This is a genomic window from Citrobacter sp. SX206 (assembly GCF_024181025.1).
Classification (GTDB): domain Bacteria; phylum Pseudomonadota; class Gammaproteobacteria; order Enterobacterales; family Enterobacteriaceae; genus Citrobacter; species Citrobacter youngae.
This window is the reverse complement of record NZ_CP049738.1, coordinates 1,865,297-1,887,045: the sequence shown is the minus strand read 5'-3', so window position 1 is coordinate 1,887,045 and position 21,749 is coordinate 1,865,297. Positions and strand designations below refer to the sequence as shown.

21 protein-coding genes and 1 pseudogene are annotated in these 21,749 nt (G+C 51.6%); 10 read left to right on the top strand and 12 right to left on the bottom strand.

The window, feature by feature from the left end:
• The first annotated feature begins 117 nt into the window (after positions 1-117).
• The 4 genes from yebS to G8S19_RS09200 all read left to right on the top strand — a co-directional run bounded on the left by yebS (position 118) and on the right by G8S19_RS09200 (position 5,900).
• Positions 118-1,401 (top strand): membrane integrity lipid transport subunit YebS, encoded by a 1,284-nt coding sequence (gene yebS / locus G8S19_RS09215; RefSeq protein WP_115601880.1) that lies wholly within the window; start codon positions 118-120, stop codon positions 1,399-1,401.
• Positions 1,370-4,003, top strand: coding sequence for a PqiB family protein (locus G8S19_RS09210; RefSeq protein ID WP_253686474.1), 2,634 nt, complete (start codon positions 1,370-1,372; stop codon positions 4,001-4,003). Before yebS ends, G8S19_RS09210 begins: the two co-directional genes overlap by 32 nt.
• Before the next feature lie 171 nt (positions 4,004-4,174).
• A complete protein-coding gene (rsmF, locus tag G8S19_RS09205) occupies positions 4,175-5,563 on the top strand; it encodes a 16S rRNA (cytosine(1407)-C(5))-methyltransferase RsmF (RefSeq protein ID WP_197724103.1) in 1,389 nt (462 codons plus the stop codon).
• Between the two features lie 100 nt (positions 5,564-5,663).
• Complete coding sequence (locus G8S19_RS09200) at positions 5,664-5,900, top strand: YebV family protein (RefSeq protein WP_101742234.1); 237 nt, start codon at positions 5,664-5,666, stop codon at positions 5,898-5,900.
• 27 nt (positions 5,901-5,927) lie between these two features.
• On the opposite strand, the gene G8S19_RS09195 is transcribed toward G8S19_RS09200, so the two are convergent.
• Positions 5,928-7,055 (bottom strand): nitrate/nitrite transporter, encoded by a 1,128-nt coding sequence (locus tag G8S19_RS09195; RefSeq protein WP_232034689.1) that lies wholly within the window; start codon positions 7,053-7,055, stop codon positions 5,928-5,930.
• Positions 7,056-7,235: 180 nt separating this feature from the next.
• Here G8S19_RS09195 and G8S19_RS09190 point away from each other — a divergent pair, with 180 nt between their 5' ends.
• On the top strand, positions 7,236-8,153 hold the full coding sequence (locus G8S19_RS09190; protein ID WP_124020965.1) for a LysR substrate-binding domain-containing protein: 918 nt from the start codon (positions 7,236-7,238) through the stop codon (positions 8,151-8,153).
• A gap of 72 nt (positions 8,154-8,225) precedes the next feature.
• Entirely contained in the window at positions 8,226-8,417 is a 192-nt protein-coding gene (locus G8S19_RS09185; protein ID WP_048211387.1) for a YebW family protein, read from the top strand.
• Here G8S19_RS09185 and pphA read toward each other — a convergent pair.
• From pphA to yobA, 5 genes and pseudogenes are all read right to left on the bottom strand, one after another.
• A pseudogene (gene pphA / locus G8S19_RS09180) lies at positions 8,418-9,048 on the bottom strand (protein-serine/threonine phosphatase).
• 245 nt (positions 9,049-9,293) lie between these two features.
• A complete protein-coding gene (locus G8S19_RS09175; protein WP_124020966.1) occupies positions 9,294-10,076 on the bottom strand; it encodes an HNH endonuclease in 783 nt (260 codons plus the stop codon).
• A 623-nt stretch (positions 10,077-10,699) separates the two neighbouring features.
• Entirely contained in the window at positions 10,700-11,038 is a 339-nt protein-coding gene (locus G8S19_RS09170; protein WP_061068068.1) for a YebY family protein, read from the bottom strand.
• Between the two features lie 16 nt (positions 11,039-11,054).
• Positions 11,055-11,927 carry a copper homeostasis membrane protein CopD gene (gene copD, locus G8S19_RS09165; protein ID WP_253686472.1) on the bottom strand — a complete coding sequence of 291 codons (873 nt, stop codon included), beginning with the start codon at positions 11,925-11,927 and terminating at the stop codon, positions 11,055-11,057.
• 3 nt (positions 11,928-11,930) lie between these two features.
• Positions 11,931-12,305: a CopC domain-containing protein YobA gene (gene yobA / locus G8S19_RS09160; RefSeq protein WP_253686470.1), complete on the bottom strand. Its 375-nt coding sequence runs from the start codon at positions 12,303-12,305 to the stop codon at positions 11,931-11,933.
• Between the two features lie 142 nt (positions 12,306-12,447).
• Between yobA and G8S19_RS09155 the strand changes: the two genes are divergently transcribed.
• From G8S19_RS09155 to exoX, 3 genes are all read left to right on the top strand, one after another.
• Complete coding sequence (locus tag G8S19_RS09155; RefSeq protein ID WP_005120732.1) at positions 12,448-12,678, top strand: DNA polymerase III subunit theta; 231 nt, start codon at positions 12,448-12,450, stop codon at positions 12,676-12,678.
• Between the two features lie 106 nt (positions 12,679-12,784).
• The gene (locus G8S19_RS09150) at positions 12,785-13,441 is read left to right on the top strand and encodes a carbon-nitrogen hydrolase family protein (RefSeq protein ID WP_061068070.1); all 657 of its coding nucleotides are present in this window, start codon (positions 12,785-12,787) and stop codon (positions 13,439-13,441) included.
• A gap of 22 nt (positions 13,442-13,463) precedes the next feature.
• Positions 13,464-14,126, top strand: coding sequence for an exodeoxyribonuclease X (gene exoX / locus G8S19_RS09145; protein WP_061068071.1), 663 nt, complete (start codon positions 13,464-13,466; stop codon positions 14,124-14,126).
• 2 nt (positions 14,127-14,128) lie between these two features.
• Here exoX and ptrB read toward each other — a convergent pair whose 3' ends face one another.
• The 4 genes from ptrB to yebG form a co-directional block, all read right to left on the bottom strand.
• A complete protein-coding gene (ptrB, locus tag G8S19_RS09140) occupies positions 14,129-16,183 on the bottom strand; it encodes an oligopeptidase B (protein WP_197724093.1) in 2,055 nt (684 codons plus the stop codon).
• 86 nt (positions 16,184-16,269) lie between these two features.
• On the bottom strand, positions 16,270-16,929 hold the full coding sequence (locus G8S19_RS09135) for a tellurite resistance TerB family protein (protein WP_199963286.1): 660 nt from the start codon (positions 16,927-16,929) through the stop codon (positions 16,270-16,272).
• 94 nt (positions 16,930-17,023) lie between these two features.
• Positions 17,024-17,377: a protein YebF gene (gene yebF / locus G8S19_RS09130; RefSeq protein ID WP_003034909.1), complete on the bottom strand. Its 354-nt coding sequence runs from the start codon at positions 17,375-17,377 to the stop codon at positions 17,024-17,026.
• Between the two features lie 121 nt (positions 17,378-17,498).
• A complete protein-coding gene (gene yebG / locus G8S19_RS09125) occupies positions 17,499-17,789 on the bottom strand; it encodes a DNA damage-inducible protein YebG (RefSeq protein WP_253686468.1) in 291 nt (96 codons plus the stop codon).
• 131 nt (positions 17,790-17,920) lie between these two features.
• On the opposite strand from yebG, the gene purT reads away from it, so the two are divergent.
• Positions 17,921-19,099, top strand: coding sequence for a formate-dependent phosphoribosylglycinamide formyltransferase (gene purT / locus G8S19_RS09120; protein WP_219351624.1), 1,179 nt, complete (start codon positions 17,921-17,923; stop codon positions 19,097-19,099).
• A gap of 102 nt (positions 19,100-19,201) precedes the next feature.
• On the opposite strand, the gene kdgA is transcribed toward purT, so the two are convergent.
• Positions 19,202-19,843, bottom strand: a complete 642-nt coding sequence (gene kdgA, locus G8S19_RS09115; protein ID WP_003034901.1) for a bifunctional 4-hydroxy-2-oxoglutarate aldolase/2-dehydro-3-deoxy-phosphogluconate aldolase — start codon at positions 19,841-19,843, stop codon at positions 19,202-19,204.
• Between the two features lie 34 nt (positions 19,844-19,877).
• A complete protein-coding gene (gene edd, locus G8S19_RS09110) occupies positions 19,878-21,689 on the bottom strand; it encodes a phosphogluconate dehydratase (protein WP_253686466.1) in 1,812 nt (603 codons plus the stop codon).
• Between the last annotated feature and the right edge of the window lie 60 nt (positions 21,690-21,749).

Here is a 21,749-nt window from a genome sequence, read left to right as displayed (position 1 = left end):
CTTAGTTGTCTTACTTAAAACTGCAGCCTACTAAAATAAACATTAAATGCGTAAATGCTCAAGATCATTCCCATCATGGGTTAAGATAACATTACTTCAACACTTGATTCGCGATACATGGCCCTTACTCATCCACGCATCACGCCGACTAAAAAAATAGCGATCAGATCCATTGGTGAAGCGCTACCCCGTGCGCATTACCAACGATGCCCTGAATGTGACCTGCTGTTTAGCTTGCCGAAAATGCGTTCGCACCAAAGTGCATTCTGCCCACGCTGTGAGGCCAAAATTCGTGACGGCCGTGACTGGTCGTTAACGCGACTGGCAGCAATGGCTTTCACCATGCTGTTACTGATGCCCTTTGCGTGGGGAGAGCCGCTGCTGCACATCTATCTATTAGGCATACGCATTGACGCGAATGTGGTACAGGGCATCTGGCAGATGACCCGGCAAGGCGATCCGCTGACGGCATCCTTCGTGATGTTTTGCGTCATTGGCGCTCCCGTAATACTCGTTTCATCAATCGCTTATTTATGGTTTGGCAATATTCTCGGTATGAACCTGCGCCCAGTATTATTGATGCTGGAAAGGCTTAAAGAGTGGGTCATGCTTGATATCTATCTTGTCGGTATCGGCGTCGCCTCGATCAAAGTGCAGGACTACGCTTTTCTGCTGCCTGGAGTGGGACTCTATGCTTTTATTGCGCTGGTGATCCTGAGCATTTTGACGCTGTCGCACCTCAATGTTGAGCAATTATGGGAACGCTTTTATCCACAAAGGCCCGCACGCCGCCCCGACGGACAGCTTCGTGTTTGCCTCGGTTGTCACTTTACAGGTTATCCTGATGCCCGAGGCCGCTGTCCCCGTTGCCATATTCCATTACGCTGGCGCAGAAATCAGAGCATCCAAAAGTGCTGGGCAGCTCTGCTGGCCTCGATTGTCCTGTTGCTGCCTGCTAATCTGCTGCCCATCTCGGTAATTTATGTTAACGGTGCCCGCCAGGAAGACACTATCCTGACAGGCATCATGTCCCTGGCGAACAGCAACGTTGGTGTAGCAGCCATTGTTTTTATCGCCAGTATCCTGGTGCCCTTCACCAAAGTGATTGTGATGTTTACGTTGTTGTTCAGTATCCAGTTTAAATGTGAACAAGGGTTGCGCACCCGCATCCTGCTACTCCGTATGGTGACCTGGATTGGTCGCTGGTCGATGCTGGACTTGTTTGTTATCGCCTTAACCATGTCGCTGATAAATCGCGATCAGATACTTGCTTTTACTATGGGACCGGCTGCGTTTTATTTCGGTGCAGCGGTAATATTGACTATTCTTGCAGTGGAATGGCTGGACAGCCGCTTACTTTGGGATGCACATGAGTCAGGAAACGCCCGCTTCGCAGATTGAAGCGCAGATTAAAACAAAACGCCGTATCTCTCCGTTCTGGCTGCTGCCGTTCATCGCACTGATGATTGCAGGATGGCTTATCTGGGGAAGCTATGAAGATCGCGGCAATACCGTGACCATCGACTTTATGTCCGCGGACGGTATTGTCCCAGGACGCACGCCCGTGCGCTATCAGGGTGTCGAAGTTGGCACGGTGCAGGATATCAGCCTGAGTAAAGATCTGCGCAAAATTGAAGTTCGAGTCAGCATTAAGTCCACCATGAAAGATGCCCTGCGCAAAGACACACAATTCTGGCTGGTCACGCCGAAGGCATCACTGGCGGGCGTTTCTGGTCTCGATGCACTGGTTGGCGGGAACTATATCGGGATGATGCCGGGCACCGGCGAGCCGGAAGATCATTTCGTCGCGCTCGACACGCAGCCAAAATATCGGCTGAATAATGGCGATTTGATGTTGCACCTGCAAGCATCCGACCTCGGTTCTCTCAACAGCGGTTCGTTGGTTTATTTCCGCAAGATCCCGGTAGGCCGGGTCTATGACTACACCATCAACCCCAATCATCAGGGTGTAACCATCGATGTACTGATTGAGCGCCGCTTTACCAATCTGGTGAAAAAAGGCAGTCGTTTCTGGAATGTGTCTGGCGTGAATGCGGATGTCAGCCTGAGCGGCGCAAAGGTAAAACTGGAAAGTCTGGCCGCGCTGGTCAATGGCGCCATAGCCTTTGACTCCCCAGAAGATTCACAACCTGCCGCCGCCGACGACACGTTTGGGTTATATCAGGATCTCGCCCACAGCCAACGTGGCGTGATCGTCAAACTGGAACTACCCAGCGGCGATGGCCTGAAGGCTGGATCAACCCCGCTGATGTATCAGGGCCTGGAAGTCGGTCAACTGACCAGGATGGATTTGAATCCAGGCGGTAAAGTCACTGGTGAAATGACCGTCGACCCAAGCGTTGTAACGCTGCTGCGCGACGGCACGCGCATTGAGTTACAAAGCCCCAAATTATCATTAAACGATATGAGCCTGAGCTCGCTGTTAACAGGGAAAACGTTTGAACTGGTGCCCGGCGAAGGCGAGCCACGTAGCCAGTTTGTGGTGATCCCTGGTGAACAGTCCCTGCTTCATGATCCCGGCGTTATGACACTTACGCTGACCGCCCCGGAAAGTTACGGCATCGATGCTGGCCAGCCGCTGATCCTTCATGGCGTGCAGGTCGGTCAGGTTATCGAGCGTAAGCTATCAAGCGATGGCGTTTCATTTATCGTGGCTATCGAGCCGCAGCATCGTGCACTGGTGCAAGGTGACAGCAAATTCGTGGTTAATAGTCGAGTGGATGTCAAAGTGGGCATTGATGGCGTTGAGTTCCTTGGTGCCAGCGCCAGCGAATGGATAAGCGGCGGTATTCGCATTTTGCCTGGTACCAAAGGTGAAATGAAAAAAAGCTATCCGCTGTATGCAAACCTCGAAAAAGCAATTGAGAACAGCCTGAGCGATCTGCCCACCACCACCGTCAGCCTGAGCGCCGAGACACTACCGGATGTGCAGGCCGGGTCAGTGGTGCTATACCGTAAATTCGACGTCGGTGAAGTCATTAGCGTACGCCCTCGTGCCGACGCGTTTGATATCGATCTGCATATCAAACCGGAATACCGCAATCTGTTAACCAGCAACAGCGTGTTCTGGGCTGAAGGTGGCGCAAAAGTTCAGCTTAACGGCAGCGGCCTGACCGTACAGGCATCTCCCCTGTCGCGGGCGCTAAAAGGGGCGATTAGCTTCGATAACCTGAGCGGTGCCAGCGCCAGCCAGCGCAAAGGCGACAAGCGTATTTTGTACGCGTCAGAGACCGCTGCACGTGCGGTAGGTGGACAGATTACTCTGCACGCATTCGACGCCGGGAAACTCGCCGCAGGGATGCCAATTCGCTACCTGGGGATTGATATTGGTCAGATCCAGACCCTTGAACTGCTCACCAGCCGTAACGAAGTGCAAGCCAAAGCGGTGTTGTACCCGGAATACGTACAGACCTTCGCGCGAAGCGGTACACGATTCTCGGTAATTACCCCGCAAATTTCGGCGGCAGGTGTAGAGCATCTGGATACTATCTTACAGCCATACATTAACGTGGAACCAGGGCGCGGTAACCCGCGCCGTGATTTTGAACTGCAGGAAGCGACGATTACTGATTCACGCTACCTTGATGGTCTGAGTATTGTGGTAGAAGCGCCAGAAGCAGGATCACTCAATATCGGTACTCCGGTTCTGTTCAGAGGTATTGAAGTGGGGACCGTCACGGGTCTGACGCTGGGTTCACTGTCCGATCGCGTGATGGTAGCCATGCGCATCAGTCAGCGCTACCAGCACCTGGTGCGCAATAACTCCGTGTTCTGGCTGGCATCCGGCTACAATCTCGATTTCGGCCTCACTGGCGGCGTCGTGAAGACCGGTACCTTCAATCAGTTCATTCGCGGTGGTATCGCGTTTGCCACCCCACCAGGTACGCCACTGGCGCCGAAAGCGCAGGCGGGTAAACACTTCCTGCTACTGGAGAGTGAGCCGAAAGAATGGCGTCAGTGGGGAACCGCCCTGCCACGCTAATCTTTTCCCTGCTCCGGCGTACTCGCGCCGGAGCGGTTAGCCTCGTCATACTTCAAGTAGGCGCGTAGTTGTCCTGCAACTCGAATTATTGAGGGTATATGCTACACTGCGCACCTGTTTTTTTGCCGGTGGTACCAAGTGGCTTATTTTCCTGACGCCTTTCTGACACAAATGCGTGAAGCAATGCCTTCCACGCTCTCTTTTGAAGATTTTCTCGCAGCCTGCCAGCGTCCATTACGCCGCAGTATCCGCATCAATACGCTGAAAATCTCCGTTGCTGATTTTCTCGACTTAACCGCGCCTTATGGCTGGTCACTCACTCCGGTTCCCTGGTGTGCTGAAGGCTTTTGGATTGAGCGCAACGATGAAGAGTCTGTACCGCTCGGCAGTACTGCTGAGCATTTAAGCGGTCTGTTTTATATTCAGGAAGCCAGCTCAATGCTGCCAGTCGCCGCGTTGTTTGCCGAAGGTAATACCCCGCAACGTGTCATGGATGTTGCGGCTGCCCCCGGTTCTAAAACCACGCAAATTGCCGCAAAAATGAATAATCAGGGCGCGATTCTGGCGAATGAGTTTTCCGCCAGTCGCGTCAAAGTTCTGCATGCCAATATCAGCCGTTGCGGGATAGCCAATGTCGCGCTCACCCATTTTGACGGCCGGGTATTTGGCGCAGCGTTGCCTGAATCCTTCGATGCCATTTTGCTGGACGCCCCATGTTCCGGCGAAGGCGTGATGCGTAAAGACCCCGATGCGCTAAAAAACTGGTCGCCAGAAAGTAATCTGGAAATAGCCGCAACTCAGCGCGAACTGCTCGACAGCGCCTTTCACGCTCTGCGCCCCGGCGGCACGTTGGTTTACTCGACCTGTACGCTTAACCGTGACGAAAATGAAAACGTCATGCAGTGGTTGATTGAGACTTACCCGGACGCCGTCGAGTTTCTTCCTCTGGGTGATTTATTTCCGGAGGCCGGACGCGCCCTGACACCTGAGGGATTCCTGCACGTGTTCCCACAAATTTATGACTGTGAAGGATTCTTTGTCGCGCGTTTGCGAAAAACAGCCCCTATCCCTGCACTGCCTGCGCCGAAATATAAGGTGGGAAATTTCCCCTTCAGCCCGCTGAAAAGCCGGGAAGCCGCACAAATCACCCAGGCTGCTACCGCCTGTGGATTGCAATGGCAAGACAATCTGCGCCTTTGGCAGCGTGATAAAGAAATTTGGTTATTCCCGACAGACATTGAACCGCTGATTGGTAAAGTCCGTTTTTCCCGCCTCGGGATTAAACTCGCTGAAACCCACAATAAGGGTTACCGCTGGCAGCATGAGGCAGTTATCGCCCTTGCTAACCCGGAACATCACAATGCGTTTGAACTGACGCTTGAAGAAGCGGAAGAGTGGTATCGTGGCAGAGATGTCTACCCACAAACCTCACCAACAACCGACGATGTACTGGTCACGTTCCAGCGTCAGCCGATTGGACTGGCAAAACGTATTGGATCACGGTTAAAGAACAGTTATCCACGCGATCTTGTCCGGGATGGAAAACTCTTTACAGGATAACGCACGTTTTTACTGGCGCTTTTGCCCACGTTGACTACGCTGAAAAATGGGCGGCTTAACTGGTCGTACCACAACCCGCAAATCAACGGAGAGCACGATGATGAAAACCAGTGTGCGCATTGGCGCTTTTGAAATCGACGACGCCGAGTTACATGGCGAATCGCCGGGGGACCGAACGTTAACCATTCCTTGTAAATCCGATCCGGATTTATGTATGCAACTGGACGCCTGGGATGCCGACACCAGCGTCCCGGCCCTTCTCAATGGAGAACATTCCGTTCTATTCCGCGAGCACTACGATCGTAAGTCAGATGCCTGGGTCATGCGCTTTGCCTGATTCAAAAAGAACCCGTCGCCAGACGGGTTATTTATTAGCGTTAAAACAATTGAATCTAAGTACGCAGGCGGAGAAGAAAGCGATGGTTCCCCCCGCAGCCAGCACGCTATAAGCGAGTTCCCAGCTTTGCGTTGAATCCATCACCACACCAAATGTTAAAGGCGCAAGAGACCCCACGCCAAATCCAAGCAGCGACCGCAATCCCATCACACTCCCCAGCTTTGCCTGAGGCACATTATCGGCAATCGCGGCAGATAAGACGCCTGAATCACCAAGAATGAAGAAACTCCCCATAAACGCGAACAATAATGTCCACCCCGCCCCCCAGGAAACCGATAATCCCATCAGGAGTGAACTCAACGCGCCAGCAGCGCCCATAAAAATCAACACCGATGCGCGATTAAAATAATCGGAGATTGCCCCTACAATCAGCGTCGAGAACATCCCCGATAAATGTACAGCACAGGCGACGATCAACCCGGTGGCCATCGGCTCCATCTGCCAGGCTTGCAGCGCATTCGTCACCAGGCTGGGGGTCCATGCCCAGCTCCCCAGTAACTCCCAGCAATGCGCAATATAACCTACCATCAGCAGTATTGCGCCGACCGACAGAACATGGCTCTTTGCCGATCCCCCCTGCTTCTGCGTCCTGTACATGTCTTCCTGATAGCCGGATAACGTCACTGAACCGGATACCGCGCCAACCAATGCGCCAGCGGCACATAAAGAGAACGCAAAGGAAGCTCCCCAGCGCAATGCTCCCCAGGCGGAGATAAATACAGACAGCAGGTAGCCAAACGAACCTGCGGCCAGGATCATCCCAACGGCAAGTCCACGTTTGGGCACGCTGTTCATGCCCATAGCCAACATCATCGCTGGCGTGTAGGCCCCACCCTGGGTCAATCCGACAAAGGCCATCATGACCAGAGCGGAGGAATAAGAGCGGGCAAAACAGGCAAAAAGCAATAAAGCGAGCACACCGAACCACGAGAAAATGAGATACACCTTGCGAGCCCCCAGATAGTCGCACAGCCAGGAGGCAGCAAATAAGGCGCAGGCGTTTGAAATACTAAATACCGTCTGTATTGTTCCCGCAGCGGCGGCGTCTATATGCCACTCTTCGCGTATTACCGGAAGTGCACCAGCAAAAGCCATTGTCCCCAGGCATGTTCCCGCCCGTCCAAGGCAAAACAAATTGAATGCTTTCACTAAAATTGCCTTCAGAAAAAGTGAATATCGATAATGAACCAGAGCGTTACGGGCCATGTTATGAGCAAGGGGAAGACGCTGACAAACGATCTTTATTGCGTCAATTGGTTGAGTTAAACTCAACCAATGACACGATTACTCTCGCTCCCCCATTTGCCGGCATTCGAAGCTGCTGCGCGTAGAAGCAGCTTCAGTGCGGCAGCTGATGAACTGTTTATCACCACAGGAGCAGTCAGCCGACATATCCGCGCACTGGAAGCACAACTGGGCGTACAACTGTTTTATCGTGCACACAAATCTGTCAGGCTGACGAGTGCCGGCGAGACCTTTTCCCGCGTTGCAACACGGTTACTCGATGAACTTGCGCAGGCAGAAAAAGAGGTCAGCGCTAACACCTTTTCGGGAAGGTTAACCATCCAGTGCCTGCCCACATTCGCCATGCACTGGCTAATGCCAAGACTGGCTGAGCTGAATGAAATCCACCCTGAACTCACCGTCGATGTCACCACCAGCATTGGTCCCGTTAGCTTCGCTTCTCCCTTTGATGTCGCGATTCGCCGGGATCCGGCACATTTTTCCGGGCTTAAACCTGTTCCATTTCTTCGGGAATCAAGCCTGCTGGTTTGTAGCCAGCAGTACCTGCACAGCCGACCTCTGGTCTCGCCAGATCAACTGGACGATCATATAAAAATTCAAATTCGTGCGCGTAACGATCTCTGGAAACGCTGGCATAGCCATTTCCCAAATGATCATAATGAAAGTAACCAGATTATCACGCTGGATCATACATTTGCGGCAATACAGGCGGCTGAAGATGGCTTGGGTTTGGCCGTAATGCCCTATTTATTCTGTGAAAAACACCTGAAAACAGGAAGGCTGGTTGCGCCATTTGGCGATTTGACTATCGATACCGGAACCTATTCTCTGCTGTGGAATGACAGGCAAGATGGGGCCGTAAGAAAATTTACCCACTGGTTGCAATCTTTCGAACTGCCCGGTGAAACGTACCTGCCCTTCACGAATGAGTACACAGTGACGCGTTAACTTATTTCTCCCCGCCCCATTAACTGCAATTTCTTCTACACTATTGATACGGCAATACAATTTGAGGATGGAATGTTCACGCTGATTCTTTTTGTTTGCTACCTGGATGGCGGTTGTGAAGATATCGTGGTTGATGTCTACAATACAGAACGGCAGTGCTTAATTTCGATGGACGATCAGCGCATTCGCAACGGCGGATGCTTGCCGGCCGAAGACTATATCGACAGCTTCTGGCGTCCTGCTCAGGAATATAGTGATTTCTAATTATTGTAACTGCACCAACGTTAGCTCACCGCCAAATACCGCGCCAGTATCAATATAGTGCAGATTATCGCGATCAAGCCGATGGCGCAGGGGAGTATGGCCAAACCAAAAGTGATCTGCGCCATGAATTCCACTGCCTTTATTCATTAATCGCGCACGATCCCACAACACCCGTTGCAAATCGACCTCTTTTCGCCACAGATAAATATCATCCGGGTAATCGGCATGGGCAATCACGTGTACGCCATTCTGACAATGCAGTTCCAGAATCCACGGTAATTGCTGACAGGCTTCAAGAGCAAATCTTGCCGCGGGTTGTGCTGCCTGCGCAAACCACGAGCCCCCATTCATAAACCACAGCTGCAGATCCCCCGTTACCAGCGCATCCAACGCCATCTGCTCGTGATTCCCCCTGACCGCTATCATCCAGTTTCGGCGAAGCAACTGTAGACAGCGCAGACTATCAGGCCCACGATCGGTAACATCGCCGACAGAAACCAATAGATCGCGCCACGGATCAAACCGACACTGGCGCAATTTATCCATCAGCATAGGAAAGATCTCCCACGACCCAGATGTGACGCCAGTTTGTTCCTTCGACCCTCTGGTAGACGTTATCAGACAGCCCCATATGACCTTCTACTCTCGGATATTACCTGCCTATAACTTTAGCAATAGCGGCATGAAACGAGGAGTAAACCGCATACGACACGCGATGATTTGCGCAGGGTACGATTTGACATCACTACAAACTCTCTGCTGTCGATGTCATGCAGCCCAGAATAACTATGCTGTGGATGCTACCCACAATTCGCCTTTGCGATAGGGCTTCTTCACGTTTTAATAGTGTTACTATTATTCTGCCTGGTTGATCCGTTATTTCACTGATAGATCAACTGGTTTCAGTGGCTTCCGCAGTTCAGTATCATGAAAATCTTTATATCGTGGTTCGAGACGGGCAGATTCTGAAAGAATAACTCGATTATCCCGAAAGCTCAGATGGTCACTATCAAATAACTTATGAAAATCAGCAGCAAGTGCAATGCCATTTTCTACACTCGGTAAGCCTTTATTGGCATGGCTAATTATGTGGCAAGCTTCAACTGCCAAAGTACTGCCGGTAATTGCGCATTTATTGCCCCAATTCGACATCACCACTTTACGAAATTTTGCCTGCTCCCGGCGAATTTTAACCATGCGTAGACCGTCTTCCCTGCGAGCATATGTCCCCATTTGATAATCAGGTATTGCAATCAATAAACTGAGAACCGACACAATTTCTTCGCACAAAGGCGCTTCAAATGAAGCTCCCTGATGACAAAAATGTCGTTTAAAATTAGTCCATTCCTCTTTTCGCTTGCTGGGAGGGAGTTGTTCACCAACGAGCAATTCATCCACCGGAAGGAAAGTATCAAGAGTGGATAGGTCTTTCAGTTGAACTCGATATGGATAAGCGTTGTTTGGGTCCACAAAAGTATCAATAATTTCGAATAAGCCACACAACTGGAAGTCTCGCTTTCCAGAGAGTTTTTGAATAACAAAAAGGCGGTCACCAGGGGTCACTTGACGGGTTTTCCATTCCTGCCCAACCCCATACCCATTACTGTAGTCAAAATCTTTTGTATTTTTGGGTCCATGGTAAGCATAGAAATATTTCATCTTTTATTCCTTTTGAAATGCCAATAAAGAGTAATATCGACAATCCCACGATAAAACTTAACGTATAAATGCGGTACTGTGGACTGCTGCTGGTGGCCGTCAACACCAGGGACATATCGACTGTTCTGGAAGGTTACGTACTCTGTCTGCAGGAAAGCATGGTCTCAAGTCTTCGCGCCAGAAAAGAGAACACAGAGGTTTTTGCTCAGAGGTTGCTGGGGCATAAAAATTTAACAATGACCCAAAAATACCTGGACGCACGCGGTGCAGAATATGTTATGGTTTAGACAGGATATGGAAATTTCGAGTAATTTTCGTGGGATTTCGTGAAAGCACAGAAAAAACCCAACGAAAACAAGCACATAAAAAGAGACCGAATACGATTCCTGTATTCGGTCCAGGGAAATGGCTCTTGGGAGAGAGCCGTGCGCTAAAAGTTGGCATTAATGCAGGCTAAGTTACCCTGCCATTTAAGAATAGATGACAGCGCCAGGTTTTCCAGTCCGCGACTAAAGTGGTCTGAAAAAAAGGGAGATTGTCACTCGCTACAATGTAAAAACCGCAAGTTCTCCTGTGAGATCCTTGCGGTTTTTTATTGGAAATCAGAGCACTACATCTGACAATTAACAGAGTTTTTCTGCGCGCTCGATAAACGGAGCAAGGCTCATTTTTTCGCCAGGTTTAGTCGGATCGTCAATCTGGATAACGTCGATCGGTTTTGCCGTGGTTTTACCGCTCTCAACCTGCTGTCTGGCAACATCATTCAGCGGGTATTGCACCAGCGTGCTGGGATTGATGACATACAGCGCGTTGCCCGGACGGCAGGTCAGCATCACCTCTTCACGATTAAACGCCCATTTATCTTTGCCAACCTCAAAACGACTGACGGTAATAACCTGCGGCGCAGCCAGTGCCGCTCCCGAACTTGCCAGTAGCAATAAAGAGATAATGATTTTTTTCATACGTTTTGCCAGTCCATCAGAACGGTTCGAGGGTTGCAAACAGGCTGACAATTGCCAGCACAACAGCGCCTATACCCCATTCCAGCTTCGTCATCCAAATAAAATAGAGGGTCATGCAGCGGTTATCCTGCTGCATACGTGGAACAAGAACATACCGATTCACCAGCGCAATCGCCACCATTAGCATGACCAGGGCACATTTTAACAACAGCAGTCTCCCATAAGCCGCATGCCAGGGAACAGAAAAACCGACAATAAACAGCGCATTCATGATGCCGGTAAGCAACACGCCAATCACAAAAAGATGCCCATAGCGGGAGAAACGCATCATGGTGCTGATGGCCTGTTCTCGCCAGCGGCCATGCGCCATTCGCATACAGTAAAGTACGGGTAGCAGGCCACCGAACCAGGCGGCGGCGCATATCAGATGCAAGGCATGGTTAACCTGCTGGATTGCCCCAGTAATACCAGTATGCAGCGTCGCATGCCCGACGCCAGCCAGCAAAATAAACTGCGCAATCGTCAGCATTAACAGCCGTCGCGGCATGCTACGCGGTACGATAATAACCACCGCCAGAGTGACCAGCGCGAGGATAATCTGCCATAACCAGACGCCGCCAAACTGCGTTTGCAACACCGCGCCCCATACATCTGTAGAGATAACATCCCGCCAGCCTGAGCCCATTAACCCACCCAGGATCGCCAGCATCAGCGTCGCGCTGATAAAGCTCCACGTTGCGGCATGCCGTTGCAGACGCAAAAAACGACGCATCATTAAACGACGAACCGAAACGGGAGCCAGCCATGCGCCGTAAAGCGCACAACCAAACACCAGCATCAAAGTGGTAAAATGGATAAACCGTAATGCAACCCAGGTAAATGCCAGCATCGGTTATTTCACGCTAAAGGTATATTGCCCCTTCGTCTTGTGACCATCCACGGAAACAACGTGCCAGTCGACCGTATATTTTCCTGCTTCAAGTGTTTGATCAAGCGGAACAATCAGCTGTGTTTTGTCCTGCTCACTGCGTGACGCCTTGCCCGTTTTGATCTGTTCTTTGTTTGGACCTGTCAGCGTTGCACCGCTAAATCCTGGTTCTACGCCTTCAGAAAAATTCAGCGTCAACGCCTGAGGAGATGCCGCAACCTCGGCATTAGCCGCCGGGCTTTGTTTTGTGAGGTGGGCATGCGCCAGGGCGGCGGGCGTTGCCAGCACGCTGGCGAGTACGATGAGAGCGCTGTGAAGCATAGATGCAGATGAAGCCATTTCAACTATTCCTTTTTGTTATGTCTAATCTATAGAGAATAACCTTCTACAATGATCGAGTCGAGAATCATCATTTCAGGCTTGCCATTAATGCGCACTCTTAGTAACTTTTGCGCGCTAATGGAGAGATGAGGAAAAACGTATGAATATTAATCTGGCCAAACTTGAGCAAGCAGAAATGGATAAGGTTAACGTCGATCTCGCTGCGGCAGGTGTCGCATTTAAAGAGCGCTACAACATGCCTGTCGTTGCTGAAGTAGTCGAGCGTGAACAGCCTGCACATTTACGCGACTGGTTCCGTGAACGCCTGATCGCGCACCGTTTAGCTTCTGTTTCCCTGTCACGTTTACCTTACGAGCCTAAAGTTAAATAAACCTTATATTAAGTTACAATTCCTTACATGATGCCTGCTACAGTATAAGTACATTCTTAATCTACTATTTAAGGATGGTTGTAGACACTATGAAAAGGAAATCATTATGTCACACTGGAAAATTGCTGCAGCGCAGTACGAACCACTTCAACGATCATTAAGCGAACACGTCGCCCATCATTTGCAGTTCATTCAGGCAGCGGCTAAATGCCAATGCGAATTGTTGGTTTTTCCATCATTGTCCCTGTTGGGATGTGTGGACGAAGACGACGCTCTCCCAGCCCCACCTGATGAAGAGTTATTGCAACCCCTCGCCCACGCTGCGGCCACGTATCGTATGACCATCATTGCCGGGTTGTCGGTAGAGCATCACGATCGCTTTGTGAAGGGAATAGCGCTTTTCTCTCCCTGGATGACCTCGCCGTTAATGTTTCATCAAAGCCATGGCGCCTGTATCGCCAGGCAACAAAATGCCATCAGCGTTGTCGACAGTCAGCCGGAAGGTATTGATATCGACCCGACATTTTCGCTATTCACAACCTGTCAGTCCGTCAGCGAACCAGAACTGCTCTCTTCCGCTTCGCGCCTGCAAAGTTTTTCACATAAATTCGCCATTGCGGTGCTGATGGCCAATGCACGTGGCAGCAGCGCGTTGTGGGATGAAGGGGGTCGGTTAATTGTACGCGCAGACAGCGGTTCGTTACTGTTAACCGGACAACGCACGCCACGGGGTTGGCAAGGTGATATCATTCCATTACGCTAGTCGTTTTGGTCTGGAGCCCGGCATGTTGCGCATAATAGATACAGAAACCTGTGGTCTGCAGGGAGGCATTGTTGAGATTGCGTCTGTCGATGTCGTTGACGGAACGATCGTCAATCCCATGAGCCATCTGGTGCGTCCTGACCGTCCCATCAGTCCACAAGCCATGGCTATCCATCACATCACTGAAGCGATGGTAGCGGATAAACCGTGGATTGAAGACATCATCCCGCAGTATTACGGCAGCGAGTGGTACGTGGCGCATAACGCCAGTTTTGATCGGCGTGTGCTGCCCGAAATGCCAGGAGAATGGATTTGCACCATGAAGCTTTCCCGCCGCCTGTGGCCGGGGATCAAATACAGCAATATGGCGCTCTATAAATCCCGCAAGCTGAGCGTCCAGACGCCGTCTGGTCTGCACCACCACCGCGCGCTTTATGACTGCTACATCACAGCGGCACTGCTGATCGACATTATGAAGACGTCCGGCTGGACCCCGGAGCAAATGGCCGATGTCACCGGTCGTCCTGCGTTGCTAACCACATTTACCTTCGGAAAATACCGCGGGAAACCGGTATCTGAAGTCGCTGAACGCGATCCGGGCTATTTGCGCTGGCTGTTTAACAACCTTGACAATATGAGCCCGGAATTGCGCCTAACGCTGAAACACTATCTGGATAACGCCTGAGTTTACGCTTGTCCAGGCAGTGTTCCCTGCGCCAGCCCAATCAAAAACGCGTATTCCAGGGCCACACCTTCGTAAGATTTATAACGTCCGGATTTACCGCCGTGCCCGGAATCCATATCCGTGCAGAGTAACAGCAGATGGTCGTCCGTTTTCAGCTCACGCAGTTTTGCCACCCACTTTGCCGGTTCCCAGTATTGCACCTGGGAGTCGTGCAAGCCCGTTGTCACCAGCAGATGCGGATAAGCCTGCGCGGTAACATTGTCATACGGACTGTAGCTTTTCATGTAGGTGTAATACTCTTCCTCCTGCGGATTACCCCACTCTTCAAACTCACCAGTCGTCAGTGGAATTGACTCATCCAGCATTGTGGTCAGCACATCGACAAATGGCACCTGTGCAATGACGCCATGAAACAGTTCGGGGCGCTCATTGATGGCAACACCCATTAACATTCCTCCGGCGCTTCCTCCCATGCCATAACATAGCGAAGGCGCGCCATAGCCCATTTTTAGCAGTGCATCGCAGACGTCGAGATAATCATTGAAGGTATTTTTCTTATGCAGAAACTTACCGTCTTCGTACCACTGTTGCCCTAACTCACCGCCGCCACGGACATGGGCAATGGCATAAACAAAGCCGCGATCCAGCAGGCTCAAGCGGCTGCTGCTGAAATCGGCGTCCATGCTGGCGCCATACGAGCCATAGCCGTAAACCAGTAACGGATTTTTTCCTTTCAGGAAGTACTTTTGATGGTAAACCAGCGAAACCGGAACCTCGGTACCATCCCGCGCGGTGATCCATACGTGTTCGCTGCGGTAGTTCGCCGCATCAAATCCGGGAACCTCCGTCTGCTTGAGCACGCGACGCTCTCCGGTGTCCATATCCAGTTCAAACAGCGTATCCGGGGTGGTCATGGAGGAATAGCCATAACGCAGGCGCGAGGTCTCCGGCTCAGGGTTATAGGCAAGCCATGTCACATACGCCGGATCGTCAAAGGCGATACCGACCACTTCGCGCGTTTTACGATTGATCTGACGCAGACTGGTTAAGCCCCGCTGGCGCTCTTCCACCACCAGCCAGTCTGTGAACAGCGTAAACCCCTCCAGCATCACGTTGTCACGCGGAGGGATCAGCGTCTCCCAGACTTGCTCATCACGAACACGGGTACGGTACAGGCCGAAATTTTTCCCCTGACGGTTGGAGCGCAGATAAAAATTGTGCTGATAGTGATCGAGACTGTATTCGTGGTCTTTGCGTCGCGCTAAAAAGACCAGTGGCTCTGCATCAGCCAGTTCTGCATCAATGAGCAGAACCTCACTGGTGGTTGCACTCGCAATATGAATAACAACATAGTGCTGTGAGGTGGTTTTATGCAGACTGACATAAAACATATCATCGGCTTCTTCATATACCAGCTCATCCAGTGATGATGGCGAGCCTACGGTATGCCGCCAGACCTGATACGGCAGCAATGTGGTTTCATGCTTGCGGACATAATAGAAAGTCTGCGAGTCGTTGGCCCAGACTAATTCCGGCTCGACGTTTTCAAGTACCTCCGGGTACCAGTTACCCGTTTGTAAGTTGCGAAAACGCACGCCATATTGCCGGCGGGACAGATAATCCTCAGCCAGCGCCATAATGGTGTTATCCGGGGATATCGCCAGTCCTCCCAGCGTATAAAACTCACTGTGGGCCGCGCGCTGGTTACCATCCAACAAGGTGTCCCATTCATCCCACTCTTCACTGAAGGCAGACTGACGTTGATAAATGGCATATTCGCACCCCGGTTCATAGAGATGGCGATAGCGGTACCCATTTTTCACATACGGTGCAGACACATCCTGAGGGGGAATACGGTCGATAATCTCTTTCAGAACACGATCCTGCAAAGCTTGCTGCGAAGCCATCACCTGGCGGCCATATGCATTTTCTTGTTGCAGGTAATTCAGTACTTCTGGTTGCGAGCGGGTGTCATCTCGCAACCAGTAATAATTATCAACGCGGGTGTCGCCATGCTGCGTCATGGCGTGGGGAATACGAGGAGCTTTAGGTAGCATGTCATTGTTCTTTTGCTTAATCATCCTATAAGGGTGGCAAAAGTCAGCAATGATGCAAGCGAAACATGCGCCTTGGCGGTAACTATTTAACCCGGCAGGGCCTGTTTTTGTTCCTTAAGATCCTGCTCAATCCCTTCACGAACATCCTGCGGGATCTTCAACGCATCACCCAGCGCATTGAGATAACTGCGTTCCATAAAGTGGTCGATATCAATCGCCGCACAGCTCAGGAAGTAAATTTCTAGCGCTTCTTCTTCGTTACGGATCCCCTGAGCCAGACGCTGAGGATCGAGTGGTTGTTCAATCGCACGTTCAATCAGAATGCGGCCCTGCTCTTCCACGCCCGCTTCACGGAGCTGCTGCTCAATAGCGCTACGTTCTTTGGCATCAATATGGCCATCGCTTTTCGCCGCAAAAACCAGCGCCAGAATCAGGCGTTCGGTTCGCTCATCCAGCGGCGAGCTCTGCGCGCCAAACTGCGGCTCATCCTGATGCGCTGCGCGAACTTTATCCTTGTACTTGTTCCATAACACAGTCCCGGCAACCGCACCGCCGCCCACCAGAAGCGCGCTGGTGCCGTATTTACTCAGTAATTTACGAGAAGATTTGTTGGCAACCAGTAATCCTGCCAGACCGCCTAACGCGCCTGGAACGAGAAGTTTACTCAGCCCTTGCTCGCCAGAAGATGACGCGGAGGAACCCTTTTGCCCAAGAAGAGATTGTAGTTGATTTAGCCAGTTAGCCATTTTGCCCCTCAAGTACAGACGAATAATCATCAAAGCGTACCCGAGGGGATGTCAGGAAGTGTTCAGGTCATCAAAAGATGTGCAAATACCTCCGTTACTGCGGCTGATACTCCGCTGTTCCGGCTTTGCAGTCGACTTTTACCTGATAGTGAATATCCGCACTTTTACCGCGAACAGTCAGGGGTACTGACCATTTCCCGTCTTTGCCCGTAATATCGGGCGTGTTTACCCAGGCGACAGGATCGGCTTGCCCGACGCGCTTTTGATCGTCAGCCCAGCGCGCGATGCGATTTTGTTGATAATCACGTTTCACGCTCGCCGCAATACCGTTAGCGTCCAGTCCCTCACACTTGGGGAACTGGACGTTTTTGCTTTCCATATTTGCCGCAAATACAGATACGCTGGCAGACAGCAGCAGCAGGCTCAATAACGTTCTTTTTTTATACATTCTTTTCTCCTTAATCTCCCCTTCGTCATTCAGATTGCCTGTAGCAACGGGAAATAACGTCAGGGATTGCACAATGATTCAGGGAAAAGCATGGTACAAAATATCAGGAGCGCAAGTCGCTTCAGACCGCCTGGGTATCATCCTCAGCGTGCGCGTCGTTGTCGACCACCTGTGGAGAAGGCAGCTTGCCGTTTTTGAGGATGGCGCTTAGCACATCTTTTTGCTCAGCCAGCCACAGGGAAAGCGCTTCGCGCTGCTCGTCTTCAAGCGCTACCGGCGATTGCTCCAGCCATGTATCGAGCAAATCCGCTGTATCCAGCATTTTGTCATACGCATCGGCTTCCTTTTTGCTGGTAAACGACATTTTTTCCTCACCTTCCCGAATGACTACGTATTTAACTTCAACCGCCATTTTGCAGCCTCTTAAATTACCTGTATTTATGTACAGTATATTCTTTTTAAGCCCTGAAATCAACCTGGTAATAAAGACAGACGCAAACGTTTTCGTATATACTGCGCCCAGATAAAACAGGGGATTAATTTATGACGTTATTAGGCACAGCGCTGCGTCCAGCAGCAACGCGAGTGATGTTATTAGGTTCGGGAGAACTGGGTAAAGAAGTGGCAATTGAATGTCAACGCCTGGGTGTGGAAGTCATTGCCGTGGATCGTTACCCCGACGCGCCAGCCATGCACGTTGCCCATCGCTCATACGTTATCAACATGCTGGATGGCGAAGCATTACGCCAGCTCGTCGAGCGTGAAAAACCACATTATATCGTGCCGGAAATTGAGGCGATCGCCACGGATATGCTGGTAAAACTGGAGCAGGAAGGCCAGCGTGTTGTGCCATGTGCAAGAGCAACGCAACTGACCATGAACCGGGAAGGAATCCGTCGCCTCGCCGCCGAAGAATTGTCTCTACCGACCTCTTCTTACCGCTTTGCTGACAGTGAAGTCCGCTTTCGCGAGGCCGTCGCTGAAATCGGCTATCCCTGCATCGTAAAACCGGTAATGAGTTCTTCCGGTAAAGGCCAGAGCTTTATCCGCTCCGCCGAACAGCTAACCGAAGCCTGGAACTATGCCCAACAGGGCGGGCGAGCTGGCGCCGGGCGTGTTATCGTCGAAGGCGTGGTGAATTTCGATTTTGAAATCACACTGCTTACCGTCAGCGCCATTGACGGCGTACATTTTTGCGCACCGGTTGGACATCGCCAGGAAGACGGCGACTATCGTGAATCCTGGCAGCCGCAGCAGATGAGTGAACTGGCACTGGCGCGCGCGCAGGAGATTGCCCGTAAGGTGGTGCTGGCGCTGGGAGGCCACGGACTGTTTGGGGTCGAACTGTTTATCTGCGGTGATGAAGTGATTTTCAGCGAAGTCTCCCCTCGCCCTCACGACACAGGTATGGTGACGCTGATTTCTCAGGATCTGTCCGAGTTTGCCCTGCACGTGCGTGCATTCCTTGGTCTTCCCGTTGGCGCAATCCGCCAGTATGGGCCGTCAGCATCAGCGGTGATCCTGCCGAAGCTAAGCAGCCAAAACGTTACCTTTGATAATGTGGATGCTGCCGTTGGCGCGGGTTTGCAGATACGTCTGTTTGGTAAACCCGAAATCGACGGTACGCGTCGTTTAGGTGTCGTACTGGCAACTGCAGAAAGTGTTGAAGAAGCTGTTGATCGCGCAAAAAACGCGGCTTCACAGGTAAAAGTGACAGGTTAAAACCGGAGCCGTAGACCGGATGAGGCAGTAAAACCCCATCCGGCAAAGCCCGATATCGGCGCTAACGCCTCTTATCGGGCCTTCGGTTTACACGTTGATAGCTTACTGCTTCGCGCCTTCAACCGCTTCGCGAGCCAGTTTGGTGATACGATCGTAATCACCCGCTTCCAGCGCATCCGCCGGAACCAGCCAGGAACCGCCGATGCACAGCACGCTTTTCAGTGCCAGGTAGTCGCGGTAATTCGCTGGAGAGATACCACCGGTTGGGCAGAAACGGACCTGTGAGAACGGACCCGCAATCGCCTGCAGCGCTTTCGTACCGCCGTTCGCTTCAGCCGGGAAGAATTTGAACTCTTTCAAACCGTAGTCCATACCCAGCATCAGTTCAGAAACGGTGCTGATACCCGGGATCAACGGAATAGTGCCTTCAGTTGCGGCTTTCAGCAGCGGCTCGGTCAGACCCGGGCTGATGGCGAACTGTGCACCCGCTTCGGTGACTTCAGCCAGCTGTTGTGGATTCAGTACGGTACCCGCACCAACGATAGCATCCGGAACTTCTTTGGCGATCGCGCGAATGGCATCCATCGCACACGCGGTACGTAACGTCACTTCCAGAACGCGCACGCCCCCTGCAACTAACGCTTTTGCCATCGGCACAGCGTGTTCCAGTTTGTTAACCACAATAACCGGTACAACCGGGCCAGTGGTCAGGATTGCTTCTGCACTTGTCTTCCAGTTTTTCATCAGAGTTTTCTCTCGCCTGATTACAAATTAAGTCTTAAAAAGTGATACAGGTTGCGCCCTGCTCCGCACCGGACAGCTTTTCACGCAACGCGCTGAACATTTCACGCCCGGTACCCACGCGCGAAGCGCTAAGGTCAGGGATGTGAGGCTGACGGGAAGCAAGTTCCTCTTCATCAACCAGCAGCGTTAATTCACCTGTCTGTCCATTCACACGAATGATGTCGCCATCGCGCACTTTCGCCAGCAGCCCGCCATCGTAAGCTTCTGGAGTTACATGGATTGCTGAAGGCACTTTACCTGAAGCACCTGAAAGTCGTCCATCGGTAACTAACGCAATTTTGAAACAACGGTCCAATAATACACCAAGTGGCGGCATGAGTTTATGTAATTCTGGCATTCCGTTCGCTTTTGGTCCCTGATGGCGCACAACGACCACACAATCCCGGTCAAGCAGACCCGCATCAAACGCCGGTAACACATCATGTTGACTTTCGAAGACCACGGCAGGCGCTTCAATCGCCTGATTTTCAACTGGAACAGCTGAGGTTTTCATCACCGCACGCCCCAGGTTACCACTCAGTACTTTAGTGCCGCCGTGATGGGAGAATGGCTGATCAAAGGCGGCAATCACATTGCTGTCCAGTGATTTTTCCGCACCTTCGCGCCAGTCCAGTTCACCATTGTTGAGCCACGGCTCCAGGGTGTAGCGCGATAAACCGAATCCAGCGACAGTGTTCACATCTTCATGTAACAGACCCGCATTCAGCAGTTCACGCATTAATACAGGCACACCGCCAGCAGCCTGGAAATGGTTAATGTCTGCCGGGCCATTCGGGTACAGACGCGCCATCAGCGGCACGATATCGGATAGATCGGAGAAGTCGTCCCAGTTAATCAGAATACCGGCTGCACGCGCCATGGCTACCAGGTGCATCGTATGGTTGGTTGAACCGCCGGTCGCCAGCAGTGCCACAATACCGTTCACAACCACTTTTTCATCGATCATTTTCCCGATCGGCATCCACTCATTACCGTTACCGGTCAGACGTGTTACCTGACGAGCCGCCGCTGCGGTCAATGCTTCACGCAGTGGTGCATCCGGGTGAACAAAAGAGGAGCCTGGCAACTGCATGCCCATGAACTCCACTACCATCTGGTTGGTGTTAGCGGTGCCGTAGAACGTACAGGTACCCGGCGAATGATAAGACGCAGCCTCGGATTCGAGCAGTGCCATACGATCCACTTTGCCTTCGGCATACAGTTGACGAATACGCACTTTCTCTTTGTTCGCCAGACCACTCGTCATCGGGCCTGAAGGGATGAAGATTGAAGGCAGATGACCGAAGGAAAGCGCCGCCATGACCAGGCCCGGGACAATCTTGTCACATACACCGAGGAACAACGCACCGTCGAACATATTGTGTGAGAGCCCCACAGCCGCTGACATCGCAATGACTTCACGACTTAGCAGAGAAAGCTCCATACCGTCCTGGCCCTGGGTCACACCGTCGCACATCGCAGGTACGCCACCAGCAACCTGGCCCACCGCATTGGCTTCATGTAGTGCTTTGCGAATGATGGCCGGATAGTGTTCATACGGCTGGTGTGCGGAAAGCATGTCGTTATAGGAGGTAATGATCGCGATATTGTTACGCAACATGCTTTTGAGCGAGGCTTTATCCTCCGGCTGACAGGCGGCAAAACCATGCGCCAGATTGCCGCATGCCAGCTGTGAGCGATGGACGGTAGTCGTTTTAGCCTGTTCGATTCGAGCGAGGTAGGCGGAACGCGTGTCCCGGGAACGTTCGACGATACGTTGTGTTACGCGTAACAAATTCGGATTCATAGAGGCTCCTAAAATTTATCTGTCAGAGCGGTTGGGTAAACAATGTATTCAGCATTACTA

Excerpts from the sequence above, each read along its gene's own strand:
- yebF (WP_003034909.1), bottom strand. The coding sequence starts at position 17,377 with ATGTATAAAAAAAGAACGTTATTGAGCCTGCTGCTGCTGTCTGCCAGC.
- edd (WP_253686466.1), bottom strand. The coding sequence starts at position 21,689 with ATGAATCCGAATTTGTTACGCGTAACACAACGTATCGTCGAACGTTCC.
- yebS (WP_115601880.1), top strand. The coding sequence starts at position 118 with ATGGCCCTTACTCATCCACGCATCACGCCGACTAAAAAAATAGCGATC.
- copD (WP_253686472.1), bottom strand. The coding sequence starts at position 11,927 with ATGCTGGCATTTACCTGGGTTGCATTACGGTTTATCCATTTTACCACT.
- G8S19_RS09135 (WP_199963286.1), bottom strand. The coding sequence starts at position 16,929 with ATGGCTAACTGGCTAAATCAACTACAATCTCTTCTTGGGCAAAAGGGT.
- kdgA (WP_003034901.1), bottom strand. The coding sequence starts at position 19,843 with ATGAAAAACTGGAAGACAAGTGCAGAAGCAATCCTGACCACTGGCCCG.
- yebG (WP_253686468.1), bottom strand. The coding sequence starts at position 17,789 with ATGGCGGTTGAAGTTAAATACGTAGTCATTCGGGAAGGTGAGGAAAAA.
- G8S19_RS09190 (WP_124020965.1), top strand. The coding sequence starts at position 7,236 with ATGACACGATTACTCTCGCTCCCCCATTTGCCGGCATTCGAAGCTGCT.
- G8S19_RS09175 (WP_124020966.1), bottom strand. The coding sequence starts at position 10,076 with ATGAAATATTTCTATGCTTACCATGGACCCAAAAATACAAAAGATTTT.
- G8S19_RS09170 (WP_061068068.1), bottom strand. The coding sequence starts at position 11,038 with ATGAAAAAAATCATTATCTCTTTATTGCTACTGGCAAGTTCGGGAGCG.
- G8S19_RS09150 (WP_061068070.1), top strand. The coding sequence starts at position 12,785 with ATGTCACACTGGAAAATTGCTGCAGCGCAGTACGAACCACTTCAACGA.
- ptrB (WP_197724093.1), bottom strand. The coding sequence starts at position 16,183 with ATGCTACCTAAAGCTCCTCGTATTCCCCACGCCATGACGCAGCATGGC.
- G8S19_RS09210 (WP_253686474.1), top strand. The coding sequence starts at position 1,370 with ATGAGTCAGGAAACGCCCGCTTCGCAGATTGAAGCGCAGATTAAAACA.
- G8S19_RS09185 (WP_048211387.1), top strand. The coding sequence starts at position 8,226 with ATGTTCACGCTGATTCTTTTTGTTTGCTACCTGGATGGCGGTTGTGAA.
- purT (WP_219351624.1), top strand. The coding sequence starts at position 17,921 with ATGACGTTATTAGGCACAGCGCTGCGTCCAGCAGCAACGCGAGTGATG.
- G8S19_RS09195 (WP_232034689.1), bottom strand. The coding sequence starts at position 7,055 with ATGGCTTTTGCTGGTGCACTTCCGGTAATACGCGAAGAGTGGCATATA.
- yobA (WP_253686470.1), bottom strand. The coding sequence starts at position 12,305 with ATGGCTTCATCTGCATCTATGCTTCACAGCGCTCTCATCGTACTCGCC.
- rsmF (WP_197724103.1), top strand. The coding sequence starts at position 4,175 with ATGCGTGAAGCAATGCCTTCCACGCTCTCTTTTGAAGATTTTCTCGCA.
- G8S19_RS09155 (WP_005120732.1), top strand. The coding sequence starts at position 12,448 with ATGAATATTAATCTGGCCAAACTTGAGCAAGCAGAAATGGATAAGGTT.
- G8S19_RS09200 (WP_101742234.1), top strand. The coding sequence starts at position 5,664 with ATGAAAACCAGTGTGCGCATTGGCGCTTTTGAAATCGACGACGCCGAG.
- exoX (WP_061068071.1), top strand. The coding sequence starts at position 13,464 with ATGTTGCGCATAATAGATACAGAAACCTGTGGTCTGCAGGGAGGCATT.